Source organism: Streptomyces sp. NPDC021115 (genome assembly GCF_044333065.1).
Lineage (GTDB): Bacteria > Actinomycetota > Actinomycetes > Streptomycetales > Streptomycetaceae > Streptomyces.
Genome location: NZ_JBIRQF010000012.1, coordinates 182,276 through 200,682, shown reverse-complemented (window position 1 = coordinate 200,682; position 18,407 = coordinate 182,276). Strand labels below are relative to the sequence as shown.

Here is an 18,407-nt window from a genome sequence, read left to right as displayed (position 1 = left end):
GACGCGCCCGCCCGCCGCTCGCCCGCCACCGCCCCGGCCCGCACGCTGTGGCGCATGGCACGCTGTGAGGTCTGCGGAAACGACTACACCATGACGTTCGAGGTGCACGCCCAGGGCAATGTGCACGTCTTCGACTGCTTCGCCTGCGCGATCCACCGCATGGCGCCCATCTGCGAGCACTGCCGGTGCCAGATCATCGGCCAGGGCGTGGAGGTGGACGGCCACTACTACTGCGGCGCCCACTGCTCCCGCGCGGAAGGGAAGGTGGGCATCGTCGACAAGGTATGACCACGGGCCGGATGCGTGGATTGTCGTCCGGTGCCCCCCGTGGCCGGGGGACAATCCACGCCGAGTAGTGTCAAGGACGTGTACCGCTTCCTGTTGACCCGGCAGTGGGTGATTCTCACGCTGATCGCGCTCGCTCTGATCCCCACCATGATCAGGCTGGGCTTCTGGCAGCTGCACCGCCACGAGGCCAAGGTCGCGCAGAATCAGCTGATCGGGAACAACCTCGGCGCCCCCGCCGTGCCCGTCGACAAGCTGACCGCCCCCGGCCGCACCGTCCCCCGCGACGACACCTTCCGCACGGTGACCGCCACCGGGACGTACGACACGGCCCATGAGGTCGTCGTCCGCCAGCGCACCGGCTCCGACGAGCAGAGCATCGGCTACTTCGTCCTCACCCCGCTGATCGAGGGCAAGCGGGCCGTCCTCGTCAACCGGGGCTGGATCCCCGCCGGGGCCGACCTCACCAAGTTCCCCGACGTCCCGGCCGCCCCCCGCGGCAAGGTCACCGTCACCGGCCGCCTCAAGGCCGACGAGACCACCGCGGGCAGCGGCATCAAGGACAAGCAGGGGCTGCCGCCGCGCCAGGTCATGCTGATCAACAGCGAGCAGCAGGCCAAGACGCTCGGGCGGCCCGTCCTCGGCGGCTACGTCGAGCTGACCTCGTCCTCGCCCAAGGGCGCCAAGCAGCCCGACCCGGTGCCAGAGCCGGAGCACAGCGACATCGGCCCCCATATGGCGTACGCGGTCCAGTGGTGGCTGTTCTCCGCCGGAGTGCCCTTCGGGTGGTTCGTCCTGGCCCGCCGGGAGCGCCGCGACCGGGCCGCGGAGGCCGCCGAAGCCGCCGGGGCCGACGCCGGGGCCACCGAACCGAAGACCCCCGCGGCGGCCAATGCGGACTAGCCTTCCCGCTCCCCGGGAAGGTGCTCCGACGTGGCACAGGACATCGACGACTACGCGCTCATCGGGGACCACCAGACGGCGGCCCTGATCAGCCGCGAGGGCTCGATCGACTGGCTGTGCCTGCCCCGCTTCGACTCCGCCGCCTGCTTCGCCGCTCTCCTCGGCGACGACGACAACGGCCACTGGCGGCTCGCTCCCAAGGGCGCCGGTGCCTGCACCCGCCGGGCCTACCTGGAGGACTCCCTCGTCCTGGAGTCCGTCTGGGAGACCGGCTCCGGCACCGTCAAGGTCATCGACTTCATGCCGCAGCGCGACCGCGCGCCCGATGTCATCCGCATCGTCGAGGGCGTCTCCGGCAGCGTCGAGATGGCGGGCGTCCTGCGGCTGCGCTTCGACTACGGGCGCGTCATCCCCTGGGTGCGGCGCACCGACGGCCACCGCATCGCCGTCGCCGGGCCCGACTCCGTATGGCTGCGCTCCGAACCCGAGACCCACACCTACGGCAAGGACTTCAGCACCCGCTCCGACTTCACCGTCGCCGCCGGGGACCGGGTCGCCTTCGTCCTCACCTGGCATCCCTCCCACGAGCCCCGGCCGCGCCTGATCGACCCGTACGAGGCCCTGCGGTCCAGCCTGGACGACTGGCGCGCCTGGGCCGCCCGCTGCCGCTACCGCGGCCCCCACCGGGACGCCGTCGTACGCTCCCTCATCACCCTCAAGGCGCTCACCTACGCCCCCACCGGCGGCATCGTCGCCGCCCCCACCACCTCGCTGCCCGAACGGCTCGGCGGGGTGCGCAACTGGGACTACCGCTACTGCTGGCTGCGCGACTCCACCCTCACCCTGAACGCCCTGCTCGCCGCCGGATACCGCGAGGAGGCCGCCTCCTGGCGCGACTGGCTGCTCCGCGCGATCGCCGGCGACCCCGCCGAACTCCAGATCATGTACGGGCTCGGCGGCGAGCGGCGGCTCCCCGAACACGAGCTGCCCTGGCTGGAGGGGTACGGCCACTCCGCGCCCGTCCGCGTCGGCAACGGCGCCGTCACCCAGCGCCAGCACGACGTCTACGGCGAAGTCCTCGACACCTTCCACGTCGCCCGCGCCCACGGCATGGCGCCCGAGCCGCACGCCTGGAAGATCCAGAGCGCCCTCATGGACTTCCTCGAATCCGCCTGGCAGGACCCCGACGAGGGCCTGTGGGAGGTCCGCGGGCCCCGCCGCCACTTCGTCCACTCCAAGGTCATGGCCTGGGTCGCCGCCGACCGCGCCGTCCGCACCATCGAGGCCCACCCCGAGCTGAGCGGCGACGCCGACCGGTGGCGGGCCATGCGGGACGCCGTCCACCGCGAGGTGTGCGAGAAGGGCTATGACGCCTCCCGTAACACCTTCACCCAGTCCTACGGCTCCACCGCGCTCGACGCCGCCACCCTCCTCATCCCGCGCGTCGGCTTCCTGCCCGCCGACGACCCCCGCGTCATCGGCACCGTCGGCGCGGTCCGCCGCGAGCTGAGCCACGACGGGGTGATCCGCCGCTACTCCACCGACGACAGCGACGACGGGCTCCCCGGCACCGAGGGCGCCTTCCTCGCCTGCTCCTTCTGGCTCGCCGACGCCCTCCACCTCACCGGGCGCCGCCGGGACGCCGCTGCCTTGTTCGACCGGCTCCTGTCGCTGCGCAACGACGTCGGACTGCTCGCCGAGGAGTACGACCCCGGGGCCGACCGGCTGCTCGGCAACTTCCCCCAGGCCTTCAGCCACATCGGTCTTGTGGGGACCGCCTTCACCCTCGCGGACCTGCCCCAGGCAGACTGAACCCATGGATCTTGGACTCAAAGACCGCGTGTACATCGTCACCGGAGCCACCCGTGGGCTGGGCCGCGCCGCCGCGGCGGAGCTGATCGCCGACGGCGCCAAGGCCGTCATCACCGGCCGTGACGCCGACACGGCCGCCGCGGCCGCCGCCGACCTCGGGCCGGACGCGGTCGGCGTCGCCGTCGACAACGCCGACCCCGACGCCGCCGAACGCCTCATCGCCACCGCCCGCGAGCGGTTCGGCCGCTTCGACGGCATCCTCATCAGCGTCGGCGGGCCGCCCGCCGGGCCCACCGCCGACATCACCGACGCGCAGTGGCAGGCCGCCTTCGACTCGGTCTTCCTCGGGGCCGTACGGCTCGCCCGGGCCGCCGCGGCCGAGCTGACCCCCGGCGGGGTGATCGGCTTCGTCCTCTCCGGCTCCGTCCACGAGCCCGTCCCCGGCCTCACCGTCTCCAACGGCCTCCGGCCGGGGCTCGCGGGCTTCGCCAAGAACCTCTCCCTGGAGCTGGGCCCGCGCGGCGTCCGCGTCGTCGGCCTCCTCCCGGCCCGTATCGACACCGACCGGGTCCGGGAGCTGGACGGGCTGTCCGGCGACGCCGATGCGGCGCGCGAGCGCAACAGTGCGGCGATTCCGCTGCGGCGGTACGGGACGCCTGACGAATTCGGCAAGGCCGCCGCGTTCCTTCTGTCCCCGGCGGCCTCCTACCTGACCGGCCTGATGCTCCCGGTGGACGGCGGCGCCCTGCACGGGTGGTGACGGCGGGGCTCTTTCCCCACCCCGCCCCTTCCCGGGCGAACCCGAACCGGACCGGGCCGGGAGCCATCGGGCCGGTGGCCGCCAGTCGACGGGAGGGGGCGGGGCCGCAGGGGTGGGGTCCTGGACGATGACGTGTATTTGCGGCGCCTACTTCCGGCCCACCCCACGTCTCCGGGCACCGGCGCCAGAAATATACGAGTCCAGGGCCCTGCCCCGGAGACCCCGCACCCGGCACCACCCACCCCCGCAACCGCGACCGCGCACCCACCTAGTGGGCTCGGTCCGGGGCTTGGGGGGTTGCGCGGAGGTGGACCTCTGCGGGGAGGCGGGGCAGGCCGGTCGAGGTGCGGGCTTGGGTCAGGGGGGCGGCTTCCAGGGCTCGTAGGGTCGCCAGCGGCTCCGCTCCGGGGTCCAGGGTCAGGCCCACCTGGGCCCTGGGGGCCGTTCGGTGGCCGTGGAGGTGGACGCGGGCTCGGGTGACGCCGGAGAGGGACTCGGCGTCGGCTCGGAGGGCGGCTTCCAGGGCGGGGCCCTGGAGGCGGGCGTCCGTTCCGTCGTCCACCGGGATCGATACGTGGTCCAGACGGCGGCGTCCCAGTTGGGCCAGGGCCCAGAACAGCGCCAGCAGCACCAGGACGCCGAGCGTCGCGATGACGACCGGCCACCACCAGCCCTCGTCGCGCCAGCGCACCCGGTCCGCGTGGGTCAGCAGCACCGCGTCGGGGGTCCGCCGCCCGGCGAGCAGCACCGTCGCGCCCCCGGCGGCGACGGCCAGGCCCAGCAGCCCCAGCAGCACTCGGTTCACGATGCGCACGCTCCGGATCACCTCGCCGGTCGCCGTACGCGGACGGAGAGGCCCGGCCGCCGGGCGAGCCCGAGTTGGCGGATGCCGTCGCCGAGCGCGGTCAGCAGGTCGGCCCGTACCTCGTCGAGGTCGCGGAAGTGCGCCTGGGCGCGGGCTCGGATCCGGCGGCGGCCGACGTCGACGCGTACGGCCCGTACGCCCGGCACCGCCATCGCCCGGTCGCGGAGCACCAGACCGGCGGCGGTGCGGTCGATTCCGGCCCGGAGGTCGGCGTTTTCGTCGGCGTGCTCGTCGTCGCGCATGGGCAGGAGGCTCCGCAGGCCCGGGGTCACGGCCAGCGCCACCATCCACCCGCCCAGCACGACCAGGGCCGCCGCGATCCCCACGATCCACCCGTCGCCGAGCGGCCGCGTGGCGAGCTGGTCGGCGAGCCAGCGGCGCCACTCCATCACGGGGTGGCCGGTGCGCTGGGACGCGATGTCGTACAGGAGCAGCCCGAGCGCGCCGAGCAGCACCAGGGCGGTCAGCCCGGCCGGTACGCGCCGGGCCGACCAGAAGCGACGGGGGCCGCTCATCGCACCTGCCCCCGGTCCAGTTGCGGTGAGTGCAGCCGTTCCACGGTGACCGCCACGTCCGGCACCTCCATGCCCGTCAGTTCGCCGAGCCGCGTCGCCACCCGGCGGCGTACCGCCCCGCACTGCGCGCCGATGTCGGACGGATAGCCCAGCTCGACGGCGACCCGTACGCGCGTGACGCCCCCGCGGACCGCGACGACCGCGTACGGCAGCAGCCCGTGTCCGCCGCCGAGCGCTTCCCGCGCCGCCCGCGAGGCGATCTTCGCGACGACGCGGTCCGCGATCCGTGTCGCTCCCCGCTCCCCCGGCTCACTCACGGCGCACCGTCACCGCCGCCGTTCGCCGCGGTCGCGGGTGCGGAAGAAGTCGCCCGGTTCCAGATCGCCGTCCAGGAACCGGCCCGCGACGAACCCGACGGCACCCAACGCCGCCACCAGCAGAAAGGCTCCGAAACCACCGAAGTATCCGGCGAAACCCAGCGCCATCCCCGCGATCATCCCGATCACGGCCATGCTCATCGTGTGCTCCCTGCTGGACCCGACCGGAGCCGCTGTCGCGGCTATTGCAGCCTGGGCTCCGGCGATTCCTCTTCCTCATCCGGCAACTTCACATCGCTGACCGCGATGTTGACCTCGACCACCTCGAGGCCGGTCATCCGCTCGACCGCCGTGATCACGTTCTCCCGCACAGCCCGGGCGACGTCGGCGATCGAGACCCCGTAGTCCACCACGATCTCCAGGTCGAGGGCCGTCTGCACCTCGCCCACCTCGGCCTTCACCCCGCGGGCGGCCGATCGGCCGCCGCCGGGCACCCGGTCGCGGACGACCCCGAAGGTGCGGGCGAAACCACCGCCCATGGCGTGGACGCCGACGACATCGCGGGCGGCCATTCCGGCGATCTTCTCGACCACACCGTCGGCGATGGTGGTACGCCCCCGCGCTCCCGGGTCGACACGGCCACCGCCGAGGGTCTTCGGCGTATCGGCGGACGGCTCCTCGGCGGGGGTCCGGGGCCGGTTCCGTGGCGCGGTCTGGGACATCACCGATCACCCCTTTCTTTCGATTCGCCCTACTTGCCACACTAATGGCGCTTGGCCCGCAATGCGCACGTTGTGCATCATTCAGACATGGTCACGGACCGGCTCGCGCACGCCGTACGGCAGCAACTGCGGCTCGGCCGTCTCCTCCCGCTGGGCGGGCTGGAGGACGGCGCCTGGCTGACCGAGCGCGCGGCGGACGCGGTGCTCCGCCGGGCGGCCGACGCGGTGCCCGGCGTACGGCTCGGGGCGCTCCGTATCGCCCTGGCCGACCCGGACGCCGCCGGGCCGCCCGCGGTCCCGGCGCCGCCGAGCGCGCTGCCGCCGGGGCCGCTGCGGGTGGCGGCGGAGTTCGGGGCGACGGTGGACCGGCCACTGCCGGTGACGGCGGACCGGCTGCGCGGGGCCCTGCTGGACGCCGCGGCGGACCGGCTGGGGCTGGCGGTCGGCGCGGTGGATCTGCGGGTGACGGATGTGCTGGGGGAGGTTCCGGAACGTAAGCCGAGCGGGGAGGAGCCGACCGACGAGCAGCCGGGCGACGGCTCGGGCCTCGGCGGCGTGATCGCCGCCGTGCCCGGCGTGGCCCGGCTCGCCCCGGTGCTGGGCCACGGCGCCGTACGGACCGAGGGCACGCACCTCCGCGTCGAGCTGGCCGTCGCGCCGGGCCACCGCGCCCTGGACGTGGTCCGCGCGGTGCGCGCGGCGGTCGCGGCCACCGCGCCGTCCCCGGCGACGGTGGCCGTCCTCGTCACCGCCGTGGACGAGTCCTCACCAGACCCTCAGGGCCCTCACCAGTGGTAGCGGTGCACCGCCTGGGCGACACAGCACGGCTTGTCGCCGCCCTCCTGCTCTACCACCAGGTCGATGACGGCCTGGGCGCCGCCGTCGCCGAGTTCCTCGACGGCGACGAGCGTCGCCCCGGCCCTGATCCGGGCGCCGACCGGGACCGGCGCAGGGAAGCGCACCTTGTTGAGGCCGTAGTTGACGGCCATCCGGACGCCGCCCAGCTCAAGGATCTCGCCCCACAGCGGGATCAGCAGGGACAGGGTGAGATAGCCGTGGGCGATGGTGCCGCCGAAGGGGCCGTCCTTGGCGCGCTCGGGGTCGACGTGGATCCATTGGTGGTCGCCGGTGGCGTCGGCGAAGGTGTCGATCCGGTTCTGCTCGATCCGGTGCCATGTGCTGTGGCCGAGGTGCTGTCCGGCCAGCTGCTTCAGCTCGTCGAAGCTGTTCACGGTCGTGGGCATGCACGGTCTCCATTCCTGTGGTGCGTATCGTCAGCTCGTCAGCGCAGGGCGGACTTGCGGATCTTTCCGCTGGCGGTGCGCGGCAGCGCGGTCCGGAACTCGACCGCCTTCGGCACCTTGTACTTGGCGAGGCGGCCCGCGAGGTGGTCGAGCAGGTCCTGCGGCTCGGTGGTGGCTCCGGCGCGCAGGACCACGACGGCCTTGCCGACCTCGCCCCACCGCTCGTCCGGCATGCCGATGACGGCGCATTCGACGACATCGGGGTGGTCGTACAGCGCGTTCTCGACCTCGGCCGGATAGACGTTCTCACCGCCCGAGATGATCATGTCCTTGACGCGGTCCACGATGGACACATAGCCGTCCTCGTCCCGCACTCCCACATCGCCGGAGCGGAACCACCCGCCCTCCAGCAGCGCGTCCGCGGTCGCGTCCGGCAGGCCGTAGTAGCCGCGCATCACGTGGGGGCCGTGCACCAGGATCTCGCCGGGCTCGCCGGGGGCCGCCTCTCCAGTGAGGTCGGAACGGACCAGCCGGACGTCGGTGAAGAAGTGCGGCACTCCCGCCGAGCCCGCCTTGACCGCGCTCATCTCGCGGTCGAGCAGCAGCGTCCCGGGGGACGCCTCGGTCATCCCGTACCCCTGGATGAAGGAGAGGCCGCGCCGCAGATAGACGTCGATCAGCGCCTTGGGCACGGGCGAGCCGCCGCACATGAGGGTACGGACGGAGGACAGATCGGCCGTCTCCCAGCGCGGCGATTCCGCGACCGCCGCGAACATGGTGGGGACGCCGAACAGGCAGGTCACGCCCTGGTTCTCGATCAGGTCGAGCATCCGTTCCGCGTCGAACCCCGGCTCGATGACCACGCGTCCGCCCTTGAGCAGGGTCGGCAGACAGGTCATGTTGAGCGCGGCGGTGTGGAAGAGGGGCGCGGTGACGAGGGTGATCTCGTCCGAGGCCAGATCGGTGTCGACCAGGACGTTGAGGCTGTTCCAGGTGATGTTGGCGTGGCTGAGGACGGCGCCCTTGGGGTGTCCGGTGGTGCCGGACGTATACATGATCATGCACGGGTCGTCGGCGGCCATGACCTCGTCCGCCCGGTCGTCCCCGTCCCCGTCCCCGTCCCCCAGCTCCCCGACCGGCACCGCGAGGCCCCCGTCCGCCTCCTCGGCGGTCTCCGCGCAGCGCGGGTCGTGGAGGAGCAGCATCGCACCGGAGTCGCCGAGCACATAGGCCAGTTCGGGCGCGGCGAGCCGGGTGTTGAGCGGGACGAAGACGGCGCCCACCGCGCAGGTGGCGAAGAGCGCGTGGAGGAACGAGGGGTGGTTGGGGCCGAGGTAGGCGACGCGGTCGCCGCGCCCGATCCCGCGCGCCCGCAGCGCCCGGGCGTACCGGGTGACCGTCTCGTCCAGCTCCCGGTAGGTCTGGGTGTCGTCGCCGTGGACGATCGCGATCCGCCCGGGCGTCTTACGGGCCCGCCGCCGCGGCCACGAGCCGATGCCGATCCCCTGCTGCTCGAGCATCATCTCCCGCTCACTCCTTCGTGAGGCCGAGCAGCCGCGCCGCGTTGTCCTTGAGGATCAGCGGCCGAACCTCGGGCTTGATCTCAAGTTTGTCGAAGTCGGCCAGCCACCGGTCCGGGTCGATCACCGGGTAGTCGGAGCCGAACAGGACCTTGTGCTTGAGCAGCGAGTTGGCGTAGCGGACCAGCTGCGGCGGAAAGTACTTCGGCGACCAGCCGGACAGGTCGATGTAGACGTGCGGCTTGTGGGTGGCGACGGCCAGCGCCTCGTCCTGCCAGGGGAACGACGGATGGGCCAGGATGATCCGCAGCTCCGGGAAGTCCACGGCGACGTCGTCCACGTCCATCGGGTTGGAGTACTTCAGCCGGATTCCGCCGCCCCCGGGCACGCCCGCGCCGATCCCGGTCTGCCCGGTGTGGAAGAGCGCGGGCACGCCCAGCTCCTCGATGGCCTCGTAGAGCGGGTAGAACCGCTGGTCGTTCGGGTGGAACGCCTGGAGGGAGGGATGGAACTTGAAGCCGCGCACCCCATGGCTCTCGACCAGCCGCCGCGCCGCCCGTACCGCCGCCCGGCCCTTCCACGGGTCGACGCTCGCGAAGGGGATGAGGACGTCGGCGTGTTCCGCGCAGGCGGCGGCGACCTCCTCGTTGCTGATCGGCGGATGGCCGGTGGCGCTCTCCGCGTCCACCGTGAAGACGACGGCGGCGATGCGGCGTTCGCGGTAGTGGGCGGCCAGTTCGGGGATGGTGGGCTGCCGGGAGCCATGGGTCTTGAAGTACGCGGCGGAGGCGGCGGCCAGTTCGCCGCTCAGCGAGGAGTGGCCGTCCGCCGAGACCTCGGCGTGGGTGTGGACGTCGATGGCGACGAGATCGTCGAGGTTCACCGCCCGGCCCCCTCCGCGCTGTCGGGGTCGACGGGCGCGGGGATGCCCACGCCCTCCGGGTGCCGCCCCAGCGACGTACCCCAGACGCCCGCGACGGCGTCCGCGTCCCAGCCGCCCTCGCGGTAGACCGCCGACCGCTCCTCGGGGTGGGTCCACAGGCTCAGCCGGTCGCCGCCGATGCCGATGGCCTGCCCGGTGATGCCCTCGGCGGCGTCCGAGGCGAGGAAGACCACCAGCCCGGCGACGTCGTCGGCGGTGCCGAAGCCCTCGCCCTGCCGCAGCCAGCCGGGCAGCGGCTCGCCGCGCTCCTCGTACGCCTCGACGTGCGGCGCGAAGGCGGGGATGGTCGCGGTCATGGCGGTCGCGGCGACGGGGATCACCGCGTTGACGCCGATGCCCGCCTTGGCGCACTCCATCGACCAGGTGCGGGTCATGCCGACGATGCCCGCCTTGGCGGCGGAGTAGTTGGTCTGCCCGAAGTTGCCGCGCTGGCCCGCGGGCGAGCCGATGAGGATCAGACGGCCGCCCCCGCCGCGTTCGCGCATGTGCCGGACGGCGGCGCGGGCGCAGGTGAAGGTGCCCTTGAGATGGACGCCGAGGACGGCGTCGAAGTCCTCGTCGGTCATCTTCCACAGCACCCGGTCGCGCAGGATGCCCGCGTTGGTGACGAGGACGTCCAGCCGTCCGAACGCCTCGACCGCGCGGTCCACCAGCGCGTCGGCGACCTCGCTGGTGCCGACGGCCCCGGGCGCGGCGACCGCCGTGCCGCCCTCGTCGGTGATGACCTTGACCGCCTGTTCGGCGGTGGCGGCGTCGGCGTCGTTGACGACCACACCGGCCCCCGCCCGGGCCAGGGCTCGGGCGTAGGCGAGGCCGAGGCCGCGCCCCGCGCCGGTGACCACGGCGGTCTTCCCCGTCAGCTCCATGGGCTTCGGATCCTTCCACGAGTATCATCAGGGTTCCTGATCCTGATGGTGAGTGGAGCACTCCGGGAGGTCGGGTGTCAATGGGCGGAGCAGCGGCCGGACGCGGGTCCCGGCCACCGACCGGTGGACCGGCCGGTCCACCGGTCGGGCAAGATGGCCGGATGACCACTTCCGAGCAGTCCGACACCGCGCAGCTGGACCAGGTCGGCACGCTCTACCTGGTGAAACGGCTGGAGCAGGCGATACGCGCCCATCTGGACGCGCTGCTGCGCCCGCTCGGCCTGACCACGCTCCAGTACACGGCGCTGACCGTCCTGGAGCGCCGGGACGGGCTGTCGTCGGCCCAGCTCGCGCGGCGCTCGTTCGTCAAGCCGCAGACGATGCACGAGATGGTCCAGACGCTGGAGGAGCGGGGGTTCATCGAGCGCCGCCGGGATCCGGCCAACCGGCGGGTGCTGCTCATCAGCCTCAGCGACCGGGGCCGGGAGGCGCTGCGCGCCTACGACGAGCAGGTGCGGCTGCTGGAGGAGCGGATGCTCGGCGGGCTGAGCGAGGACCGGCGCGGGGAGCTGCGCCATGCGCTGATCGACTGCACCCGGGCGATGTCGGACGCGCCGCCGGAGGCGGCACCTGCTCAGGGGGACGCGCCGACGCCGTAGCGCGGCCGTCGGCGACCCCGGCACGGTCATCGACCCTGGCACGCCTGACGGGCGGCCCGCAGGTCCTCCACGGTGCGGGCCAGCTCCGTGACGCAGTCGGCCAGTCCGCCCGCCTCCTCAGCGCTCCCGCCCTCGCGCAGCACCTCCGCGGTGCGGGCGAGCTGTTCGGACACCTTCTCCAGCCGTTCGTCCGAGGGGTCCGGTTCACCGGCCAGCTGGCGGCGCAGCTGCTCGGCCTGGGCGGCGAGCTGGAGGTTCTTGCGGTGCAGGTCCAGGAAGACGTTGACCTTGGTCCGCAGCAGCCAGGGGTCGATGGGTTTGGTGAGGAAGTCGGCGGCACCGATGGCGTAGCCCCGGTAGGGATAGTCGGAGTCGGCGTCGGTGCCGGTCAGCAGGATGATCGGGACGTCCTTGGTCTGGTCGAGGCGTTTCATGTTGGCGGCGGTCTCGAAGCCGTCCATGCCCGGCATCAGGACGTCGAGCAGCACGACGGCGAAGTCCTGCCGGAGCATCGCCTTCAGCGCCTCCTCACCGGAGTGGGCGCGGACGAGACGCTGGTCGAGCGGGCCCAGGACGGCTTCCAGCGCGATCAGGTTCTCCTCCATGTCGTCGACGATCAGGATTCCGGCCCGGTCGGGCGCTGCGGCGCTCATGGCTCCCCCTGTCTCGGCCTCGGCGGGCGCGTCTCCGCGTCCGGGCCGGTCGTCCCGTCGCCGGTCGCGTCGCCGGTCTCGCCGGTTTCGTGGCCGGTCTCCATGGGCTCACCGCCGTCGTCGACGGACTCCACAGCCTGCGCCGTGTCGTCCGGGACCGGTCCGCTCAGGGGGTCGAGCAGATCGCAGACGGTGGTCATCAGCCGGTCGACGTCCACCGGCTTGGGCACATAGCCGTTGGCGCCGCTTTCGAGGGCCTTCTCGCGGTCGCCGGGCATGGCCTTGGCGGTGAGGGCGATGATGGGCAGCTCGGCGAGCCGGGGGGTGCTGCGGATGGCCCGGATCGTCTCGTAGCCGTCCATCTCCGGCATCATCACGTCCATCAGCACCAGCGACACATCCGGGTTGCGGTGCAGGACCTCAAGACCCTCGCGGCCGTTCTCCGCGTACTTCACGGTCATGCCGACCCGGCCCAGCACATGGGTGAGCGCGAAGACGTTGCGGATGTCGTCGTCGACGATGAGGATGCGGCGTCCGGTCAGCACCCGGCCGGGGCGGCCGCACTGCCACTGCTGGAGCCGGGGGGCGTCCGCCGGGGCCTCGTCCCCGGTGTCGGCCACGGCCGCGGTGTCCCCGGTGGCGGGGCCTTCCTGGGGGGCCAGCAGACCGGCCAGCGAGCCACGGTCGCCGAGCACCCCGCTCTGGTCGCCGAACACCCCGCTGGGCGCGTGGTCGGCGGTGTCCGGAAGGGATTCCTCCGTGGCGGGCGGCGCCGCCGGGACGGTCGCGCCGGTGGCCCGGGGGTCGGACACATCGGGCGGCGGGACGACCCCGGCGTAGTGCGCGGGGACGTAGAGCGTGAAGCAGGAGCCGACGCCCTGCTCGCTCTCGGCGATGATCCGGCCGCCCAGCATGCCGGCGATCTCCCGGCTGATGGACAGGCCGAGGCCGGTGCCGCCGTACTTGCGGCTGGTGGTGCCGTCGGACTGCTGGAACGCCTCGAAGATCACGGGCAGCTTCTCGGGCGCGATGCCGATGCCGGTGTCCTTGACGGAGAAGGCGACGACCGCGTCCGCGTCGCGCAGCGTCTCCTCCTGGAACTCCGTGGCGACCGCCCGCTCCACCCGCAGCTTCACCCCGCCCGACGAGGTGAACTTCAGGGCGTTGGAGAGCAGGTTGCGCAGGATCTGCTGGATCCGCTGCTCGTCGGAGTACAGCTCGCGCGGTACGTCCTCGCCGACGGCGATCTCGAACGACAGGCCGCGGTCGATGGCGAGCGGCCGGAACGTGGCGTGCACGTAGTCGAGCAGCTTCATCAGCGGCAGCTTCTTCGGGCGGACGTCCATCCGCCCGGCCTCGATCTTCGACAGGTCGAGGATGTCGTTGATCAGCTGGAGCAGATCGGATCCGGAGCGGTGGATGGTGGTGGCGAACTGCACCTCCTGGGGGGACAGCCGCTGGTCGGCGTTGTCGGCGAGCAGCCGGGCCAGGATCAGCAGGGAGTTGAGCGGGGTGCGCAGCTCGTGCGACATGTTGGCCAGGAACTCGGACTTGTACTGGGAGGCGGTGGCCAGCAGCGCGGCCTTCTCCTCCAGCTCCGCGTTGGAGCGCTGGAGCTGGTTGGAGCGCTGCCGCAGCTCGGTGGTGAGCCGCTGTGATTCGGACAGCAGCGACTCGGTGCGGGCGTTGGCGATGATGGTGTTGATCGAGACGCCGATGGTGTTGACGAACTGGTCGATGAAGGCGAGGTGGACCTCGCTGAACCGGCTGAAGGAGGCCAGCTCGATGACGCCGAGCACCTGGTCCTCGTACAGGATCGGCAGGATGACGACGCTGGCGGGGAGCGCAGAGCCGAGTCCGGAGTTGATGGTGATGTAGTCGGACGGGACGTTGGTGATCAGGATCCGCTTCTTCTCCAGGGCGGCCTGGGCGACCAGTCCGCGGCCGGGGGTTCCGGTGGCCGGAAGCGGGCCGTTGTCCTGTTCGGTGCCGTATCCGGCGATCAGCTTCAGGCCCTCGCCGGGTTCGACGCCGGGCTGACCGAGGAAGAACGCCCCGAACTGGGCGTTCACCAGCGGGGTCAGCTCGCGCAGGATCAGGTCGGCGACCTCGACCAGATCGCGGTGGCCCTGCATCAGGGAGGCGATACGGGCCAGGTTGGACTCCAGCCAGTCCTTGGCGCGGGTGGTCTCGCGCAGGTTGGCGACCATGAGGTTGACGTTGTTCTTCAGCTCGGCGACCTCGCCCTGGGCCTCGACCGAGATGGAGCCGGACAGGTCGCCCTGGGCGACGGAGGACGCGACCTCGGCGATGGCGCGGACCTGGGTGGTGAGGTTGAGGGCGAGTTCGTTGACGCTGGTGGTCAGCCGCTTCCAGGTGCCGTAGACCGCCTCGACCCGGGCCTGGCCGCCGAGCCGGCCCTCGCTGCCGACCTCGCGGGCGACGCGGGTGACCTCGGCGGAGAACGAGGAGAGCGTGTCGACCATCGTGTTGATGGTCGTCTTCAGCTCCAGGATCTCGCCGCGCGCGTCCACGTCGATCTTCTTGGACAGATCGCCCTGGGCGACCGCGGTGGCTACCTGGGCGATGTTGCGGACCTGACTGGTCAGGTTTCCCGCCATGAAGTTGACGTTGTCGGTCAGGTCCTTCCACACCCCGGACACGCCCGGAACCTGGGCCCGGCCGCCGAGCTGGCCCTCGGTGCCCACCTCGCGGGCCACCCGGGTCACCTCGTCGGCGAACGCCCGCAGCTGCTGGACCATGGTGTTGACGGTCTCCTTCACCTCCAGGATCTCGCCGCGGGCGTCCACGGTGATCTGCTTGGACAGATCGCCGTTGGCGACCGAGGTGGTCACCTGGGCGATGTTGCGCACCTGGGAGGTCAGGTTGAGCGCCATGAAGTTGACGTTCTCGGTCAGGTCCTTCCAGACACCGGACACACCGCGGACCTGCGCCTGACCGCCCAGGTTTCCCTCGGTGCCCACCTCGCGGGCCACCCGGGTCACCTCGTCGGCGAAGGACGACAGCCGGTCCACCATGGTGTTGATCGTCGACTTCAGCTCCAGGATCTCGCCCTTGGCCTCCACGTCGATCGTCTTGCTGAGGTCGCCTTCGGCGACCGCGGTGGCGACCTGGGCGATGTTGCGGACCTGACTGGTCAGGTTGTCCGCCATGAAGTTGACGTTCTGGGTGAGGTCCTTCCACACCCCGGACACGCCGCGGACCTGGGCCCGGCCGCCGAGGCGGCCCTCGGTGCCGACCTCGCGGGCCACCCGGGTGACCTCGTCGGCGAAGGCCGACAGCTGGTCGACCATGGTGTTCACGGTGTTCTTGAGCTGGAGGATCTCGCCCCGGGCATCGACGGTGATCTTCTGGGACAGGTCACCGGTGGCGACCGCGGTGGTCACCTGGGCGATGTTGCGGACCTGACTGGTCAGGTTTCCCGCCATGAAGTTGACGTTGTCGGTCAGGTCCTTCCACACCCCGGACACGCCGCGGACCTGGGCCCGGCCGCCGAGTTCGCCCTCGGTGCCCACCTCGCGGGCCACCCGGGTCACCTCGTCGGCGAACGCGCGCAGCTGGTCGACCATGGTGTTCACGGTCAGCTTCAGCTCCAGCAGCTCACCGGTGGCCTCGACGGTCACCTGCCGGGTGAGGTCGCCGCGGGCCACGGCCGTGGTCACCACGGCGATGTCGCGGACCTGGCTGGTCAGCCGGGACGCCATGGTGTTGACGGCCTCGGTCACCTCGCGCCAGTCCCCGGACAGCCCCTGGACTTTCGCCCGGCCGCCGAGGCGCCCTTCGGTGCCCACCTCACGGGCCACCCGGGTCAGCTCGCCGGTGAACAGGGAGAGCTGCTCGACCGTGCGGTTGACGCCACGGGCCAGCCGCCGCAGATCGCCGCGCAGCTGGCGGTTGCCGTCGTGCAGATCGACCCGCCGGGTCAGATCGCCCTCGGCGATGGCGTCCAGCACCCGGGTGGCGTTGGAGACCGGTCCGGTCAGCGCGTCCACCAACTGGTTGGCGTCGTCCACGGCGGCGGCCCATCCGCCCTGGCCGGGGCTCGCCGTGATCCGTTCGTCCAGGCGCCCCTGGCGCGCCACCTCACGGCGGACCCGCTGGAGCTCGCCGGCGAGGTGGGCGTTGCGCGCCACCAATTGGTTGAACGTCCCGGCCACTTCGCCGAGCACGCCCTCGTCCGTGCCGTCCATACGTACGGTGAAGTCGCCGTCGCACAAGGCGCTCATCGCGGCCAGCAGGGACCTCAGCTCGGCAGTGCACTCCGCGGGGTTCGGGTCGCGTGCCATGGCGCCGTCCCTTTAAAGATCATTAAATATCCCTACGTCTGTCATAATATGGCACCTAGATGGCCTAATCCGCCCGAATTATCCTGGAGCCGCACGTGGGGGCCTTGCTTCCTCTTTCGCGCGAGTCCGTCGCCCGGACGACACTGCCCGGAAGCGTGCGCGCACCCGGGGCTGCGCGCGCCTTCGTCCGCACCACCCTCGCCGGGCAGACCGCGAAGGAGATCCTGGGGCCGGACACGATCGGCGCGCGGGTGACCGAGGACGCGGTGCTGCTGGTGAGCGAGCTGGTCACCAATGCCGTGCTGCACGCGGGCACCCGGGTCGAGGTCACCTGCCGCCTCCGGGCCGGGAGCGGACCGGAGGAATCCGGCGGGGACGCGGCCACCGACACCGAGCCGCGGGACCGGCCGGGCATCGTCATCGAGGTCGCCGATCTGCACCCCGCCAGCGTCGTGCTGGGCGGGCCCGACACCCAGCGCCACGGCCGGGGCCGCGGCCTCCAGCTGATCGGCGCGATCGCCGAGTCCTGGGGCGTGACGTACCACCGCACCCGTAAGTCCGTGTGGTTCCGCCTGGACACCGACCCGGGGGCGGCCCAGCCCGACTCCGTATCCGCCGGGGCACGCGGTCGCGCGCCGCTCGCTCCCGCACCCCGCGCCCCCGCCCCGCCGCGGGGGCGGCGCGACCGGACCGCCGAATGGATCGACCGCGGCGGGCCGTCGTTCCTCGCCGAGGCCAGCGAACTGCTCACCGGGCAGCTGGACGAGAACATGGTCGCCGCCCTCGCCGGGCAGCTGCTGGTGCCCCGGCTGGCGGACTGGTGCGCGGTGTGGCTGAACAGCGAGAGCGGCCGGCTGGAGCTGCGCCGGGTCTGGCACAACGACGAGCGCCGCATCGAGGCGCTGCGCGCCACGCTGGAGCGCGATCCGCCGCCCCCCGGGGTGGCTTCCCCCTGGCCCTGGCCCGAGGCCGCCGCCCCCTCCCGCGCGGGCGGCTCCGCGCTGACCTTCCCGCTCATCGCCCGCGGCCGCGACTACGGGGTGCTGCTGCTCGGCCGGGCGGGGGTGTCGCAGATGACCGAGGGCGTGGTGCGGCTCGCCGACGACGTGGCGCGGCGGATCGCCCAGGCCGTGGCCACGGCCCGGCAGTACACCCAGCAGGCCACCATCAGCCGGGCGCTCCAGCGCCGTCAGCTGCCGGTGTCGCTGGCCCACATCCCGGGCGTGGACACCGCGATCGTCTACGAGCCGCACGGCGAGGGCCAGACGGTCGGCGGCGACTTCTACGACCTGTTCCCGATGGGCGGCCGCCGCTGGTGCTTCCTGCTGGGCGACGTCTGCGGCAGCGACCCGGAGGCGATGTCGGTCACCGGCCTCGCCCGCCATCTGGTGCGGCTGCTGGCCCGCGAGGGGCACGGCGTGGAGTCGGTGCTCACCCGGCTCAACCAGGCGCTGGTGGAGGAGGAGGCGGAGGCCGCGGCCCTGGGCGGCGACCAGGCCCGGTCGCGCTTCCTCAGCCTGCTCTACGGGGAGCTGGAGCCCGATCCCCACTCGGGCGGCGCGCACTGCGTCCTGGCCAGCGCCGGGCATCCGCTGCCGCTGCGGCTGAGCACCGACGGCACGGTGGCCCCGGCGGCGCTTCCGCAGATGCTGCTGGGCATCGACGACGAGCCCGACTTCCACGCCGACTCCCTGGACCTGGCGCCGGGCGAGACGCTGCTGTGCGTGACCGACGGGGTGACCGAGCGGCGGGACGGCAACCGGCAGCTGGACGACGACGACGGGCTGGCGGACATCCTGCGGGGCTGCGCTGGGCTCGGCGCCAAGGCCATCGCGGAGCGGGTGCGGCTGGCCGCCCATGAGTTCGGCACCGAGCCGGTCGACGACGATCTCGCGGTGCTGGTGCTGGAGGCCGTGCCGACGTCGGCGCGGGAGCTGATGCGGCCGCCGTGAGGCGAGCGGCGGCGGGCCGGAGCGCCGGTGCCCCGAGCGCAAAGTTCTTGAAATGTGTACGTCCCGGGCCTTGTCGCACCCTTC

18 protein-coding genes are annotated in these 18,407 nt (G+C 72.4%); 7 read left to right on the top strand and 11 right to left on the bottom strand.

The window, feature by feature from the left end; genetic code table 11:
• Positions 1-54: 54 nt before the first annotated feature.
• From ACH4TL_RS31155 to ACH4TL_RS31140, 4 genes are all read left to right on the top strand, one after another.
• Positions 55-288, top strand: coding sequence for a hypothetical protein (locus ACH4TL_RS31155; protein ID WP_398300358.1), 234 nt, complete (start codon positions 55-57; stop codon positions 286-288).
• A 78-nt stretch (positions 289-366) separates the two neighbouring features.
• Positions 367-1,188: an SURF1 family protein gene (locus tag ACH4TL_RS31150; protein WP_398323270.1), complete on the top strand. Its 822-nt coding sequence runs from the start codon at positions 367-369 to the stop codon at positions 1,186-1,188.
• Positions 1,189-1,218: 30 nt separating this feature from the next.
• Positions 1,219-3,000 carry a glycoside hydrolase family 15 protein gene (locus ACH4TL_RS31145; protein ID WP_398323268.1) on the top strand — a complete coding sequence of 594 codons (1,782 nt, stop codon included), beginning with the start codon at positions 1,219-1,221 and terminating at the stop codon, positions 2,998-3,000.
• A 4-nt stretch (positions 3,001-3,004) separates the two neighbouring features.
• On the top strand, positions 3,005-3,760 hold the full coding sequence (locus ACH4TL_RS31140; RefSeq protein WP_398323266.1) for an SDR family oxidoreductase: 756 nt from the start codon (positions 3,005-3,007) through the stop codon (positions 3,758-3,760).
• 268 nt (positions 3,761-4,028) lie between these two features.
• Here the strand turns inward: ACH4TL_RS31140 and amaP are convergent, their stop codons facing one another.
• The 5 genes from amaP to ACH4TL_RS31115 are packed head-to-tail and all read right to left on the bottom strand — an operon-like array spanning position 4,029 to position 6,179.
• On the bottom strand, positions 4,029-4,574 hold the full coding sequence (amaP, locus tag ACH4TL_RS31135) for an alkaline shock response membrane anchor protein AmaP (RefSeq protein ID WP_398323264.1): 546 nt from the start codon (positions 4,572-4,574) through the stop codon (positions 4,029-4,031).
• An 8-nt stretch (positions 4,575-4,582) separates the two neighbouring features.
• Positions 4,583-5,140: a DUF6286 domain-containing protein gene (locus ACH4TL_RS31130; RefSeq protein ID WP_398323262.1), complete on the bottom strand. Its 558-nt coding sequence runs from the start codon at positions 5,138-5,140 to the stop codon at positions 4,583-4,585.
• A complete protein-coding gene (locus tag ACH4TL_RS31125) occupies positions 5,137-5,457 on the bottom strand; it encodes a hypothetical protein (protein ID WP_398323260.1) in 321 nt (106 codons plus the stop codon). The genes ACH4TL_RS31130 and ACH4TL_RS31125 overlap by 4 nt, the downstream gene beginning before the upstream one ends.
• Positions 5,458-5,466: 9 nt before the next feature.
• Positions 5,467-5,658, bottom strand: coding sequence for a hypothetical protein (locus ACH4TL_RS31120; RefSeq protein WP_358623384.1), 192 nt, complete (start codon positions 5,656-5,658; stop codon positions 5,467-5,469).
• Between the two features lie 41 nt (positions 5,659-5,699).
• A complete protein-coding gene (locus ACH4TL_RS31115; protein ID WP_398323257.1) occupies positions 5,700-6,179 on the bottom strand; it encodes an Asp23/Gls24 family envelope stress response protein in 480 nt (159 codons plus the stop codon).
• Between the two features lie 87 nt (positions 6,180-6,266).
• Here ACH4TL_RS31115 and ACH4TL_RS31110 point away from each other — a divergent pair, with 87 nt between their 5' ends.
• Complete coding sequence (locus ACH4TL_RS31110; protein WP_398323255.1) at positions 6,267-6,977, top strand: hypothetical protein; 711 nt, start codon at positions 6,267-6,269, stop codon at positions 6,975-6,977.
• Here the strand turns inward: ACH4TL_RS31110 and ACH4TL_RS31105 are convergent.
• The 4 genes from ACH4TL_RS31105 to ACH4TL_RS31090 are packed head-to-tail and all read right to left on the bottom strand — an operon-like array spanning position 6,965 to position 10,752.
• Entirely contained in the window at positions 6,965-7,423 is a 459-nt protein-coding gene (locus tag ACH4TL_RS31105; protein ID WP_398323253.1) for a MaoC family dehydratase, read from the bottom strand. The two genes, ACH4TL_RS31110 and ACH4TL_RS31105, sit on opposite strands and share 13 nt — an antisense overlap.
• A gap of 38 nt (positions 7,424-7,461) precedes the next feature.
• Positions 7,462-8,946, bottom strand: coding sequence for a long-chain fatty acid--CoA ligase (locus ACH4TL_RS31100; RefSeq protein WP_398323251.1), 1,485 nt, complete (start codon positions 8,944-8,946; stop codon positions 7,462-7,464).
• Between the two features lie 7 nt (positions 8,947-8,953).
• Entirely contained in the window at positions 8,954-9,826 is an 873-nt protein-coding gene (locus ACH4TL_RS31095; protein ID WP_398323249.1) for an amidohydrolase family protein, read from the bottom strand.
• Entirely contained in the window at positions 9,823-10,752 is a 930-nt protein-coding gene (locus ACH4TL_RS31090) for an SDR family NAD(P)-dependent oxidoreductase (protein WP_398323246.1), read from the bottom strand. Before ACH4TL_RS31090 ends, ACH4TL_RS31095 begins: the two co-directional genes overlap by 4 nt.
• Positions 10,753-10,913: 161 nt before the next feature.
• Between ACH4TL_RS31090 and ACH4TL_RS31085 the strand changes: the two genes are divergently transcribed.
• On the top strand, positions 10,914-11,411 hold the full coding sequence (locus ACH4TL_RS31085; protein ID WP_398323244.1) for a MarR family winged helix-turn-helix transcriptional regulator: 498 nt from the start codon (positions 10,914-10,916) through the stop codon (positions 11,409-11,411).
• A 26-nt stretch (positions 11,412-11,437) separates the two neighbouring features.
• Here the strand turns inward: ACH4TL_RS31085 and ACH4TL_RS31080 are convergent, their stop codons facing one another.
• Positions 11,438-12,064, bottom strand: coding sequence for a two-component system response regulator (locus ACH4TL_RS31080; protein ID WP_398323242.1), 627 nt, complete (start codon positions 12,062-12,064; stop codon positions 11,438-11,440).
• Positions 12,061-16,371 carry a HAMP domain-containing protein gene (locus tag ACH4TL_RS31075; RefSeq protein ID WP_398323240.1) on the bottom strand — a complete coding sequence of 1,437 codons (4,311 nt, stop codon included), beginning with the start codon at positions 16,369-16,371 and terminating at the stop codon, positions 12,061-12,063. The genes ACH4TL_RS31080 and ACH4TL_RS31075 overlap by 4 nt, the downstream gene beginning before the upstream one ends.
• A gap of 95 nt (positions 16,372-16,466) precedes the next feature.
• On the opposite strand from ACH4TL_RS31075, the gene ACH4TL_RS31070 reads away from it, so the two are divergent.
• The gene (locus ACH4TL_RS31070) at positions 16,467-18,323 is read left to right on the top strand and encodes a SpoIIE family protein phosphatase (protein ID WP_398323238.1); all 1,857 of its coding nucleotides are present in this window, start codon (positions 16,467-16,469) and stop codon (positions 18,321-18,323) included.
• Positions 18,324-18,407 lie beyond the last annotated feature (84 nt).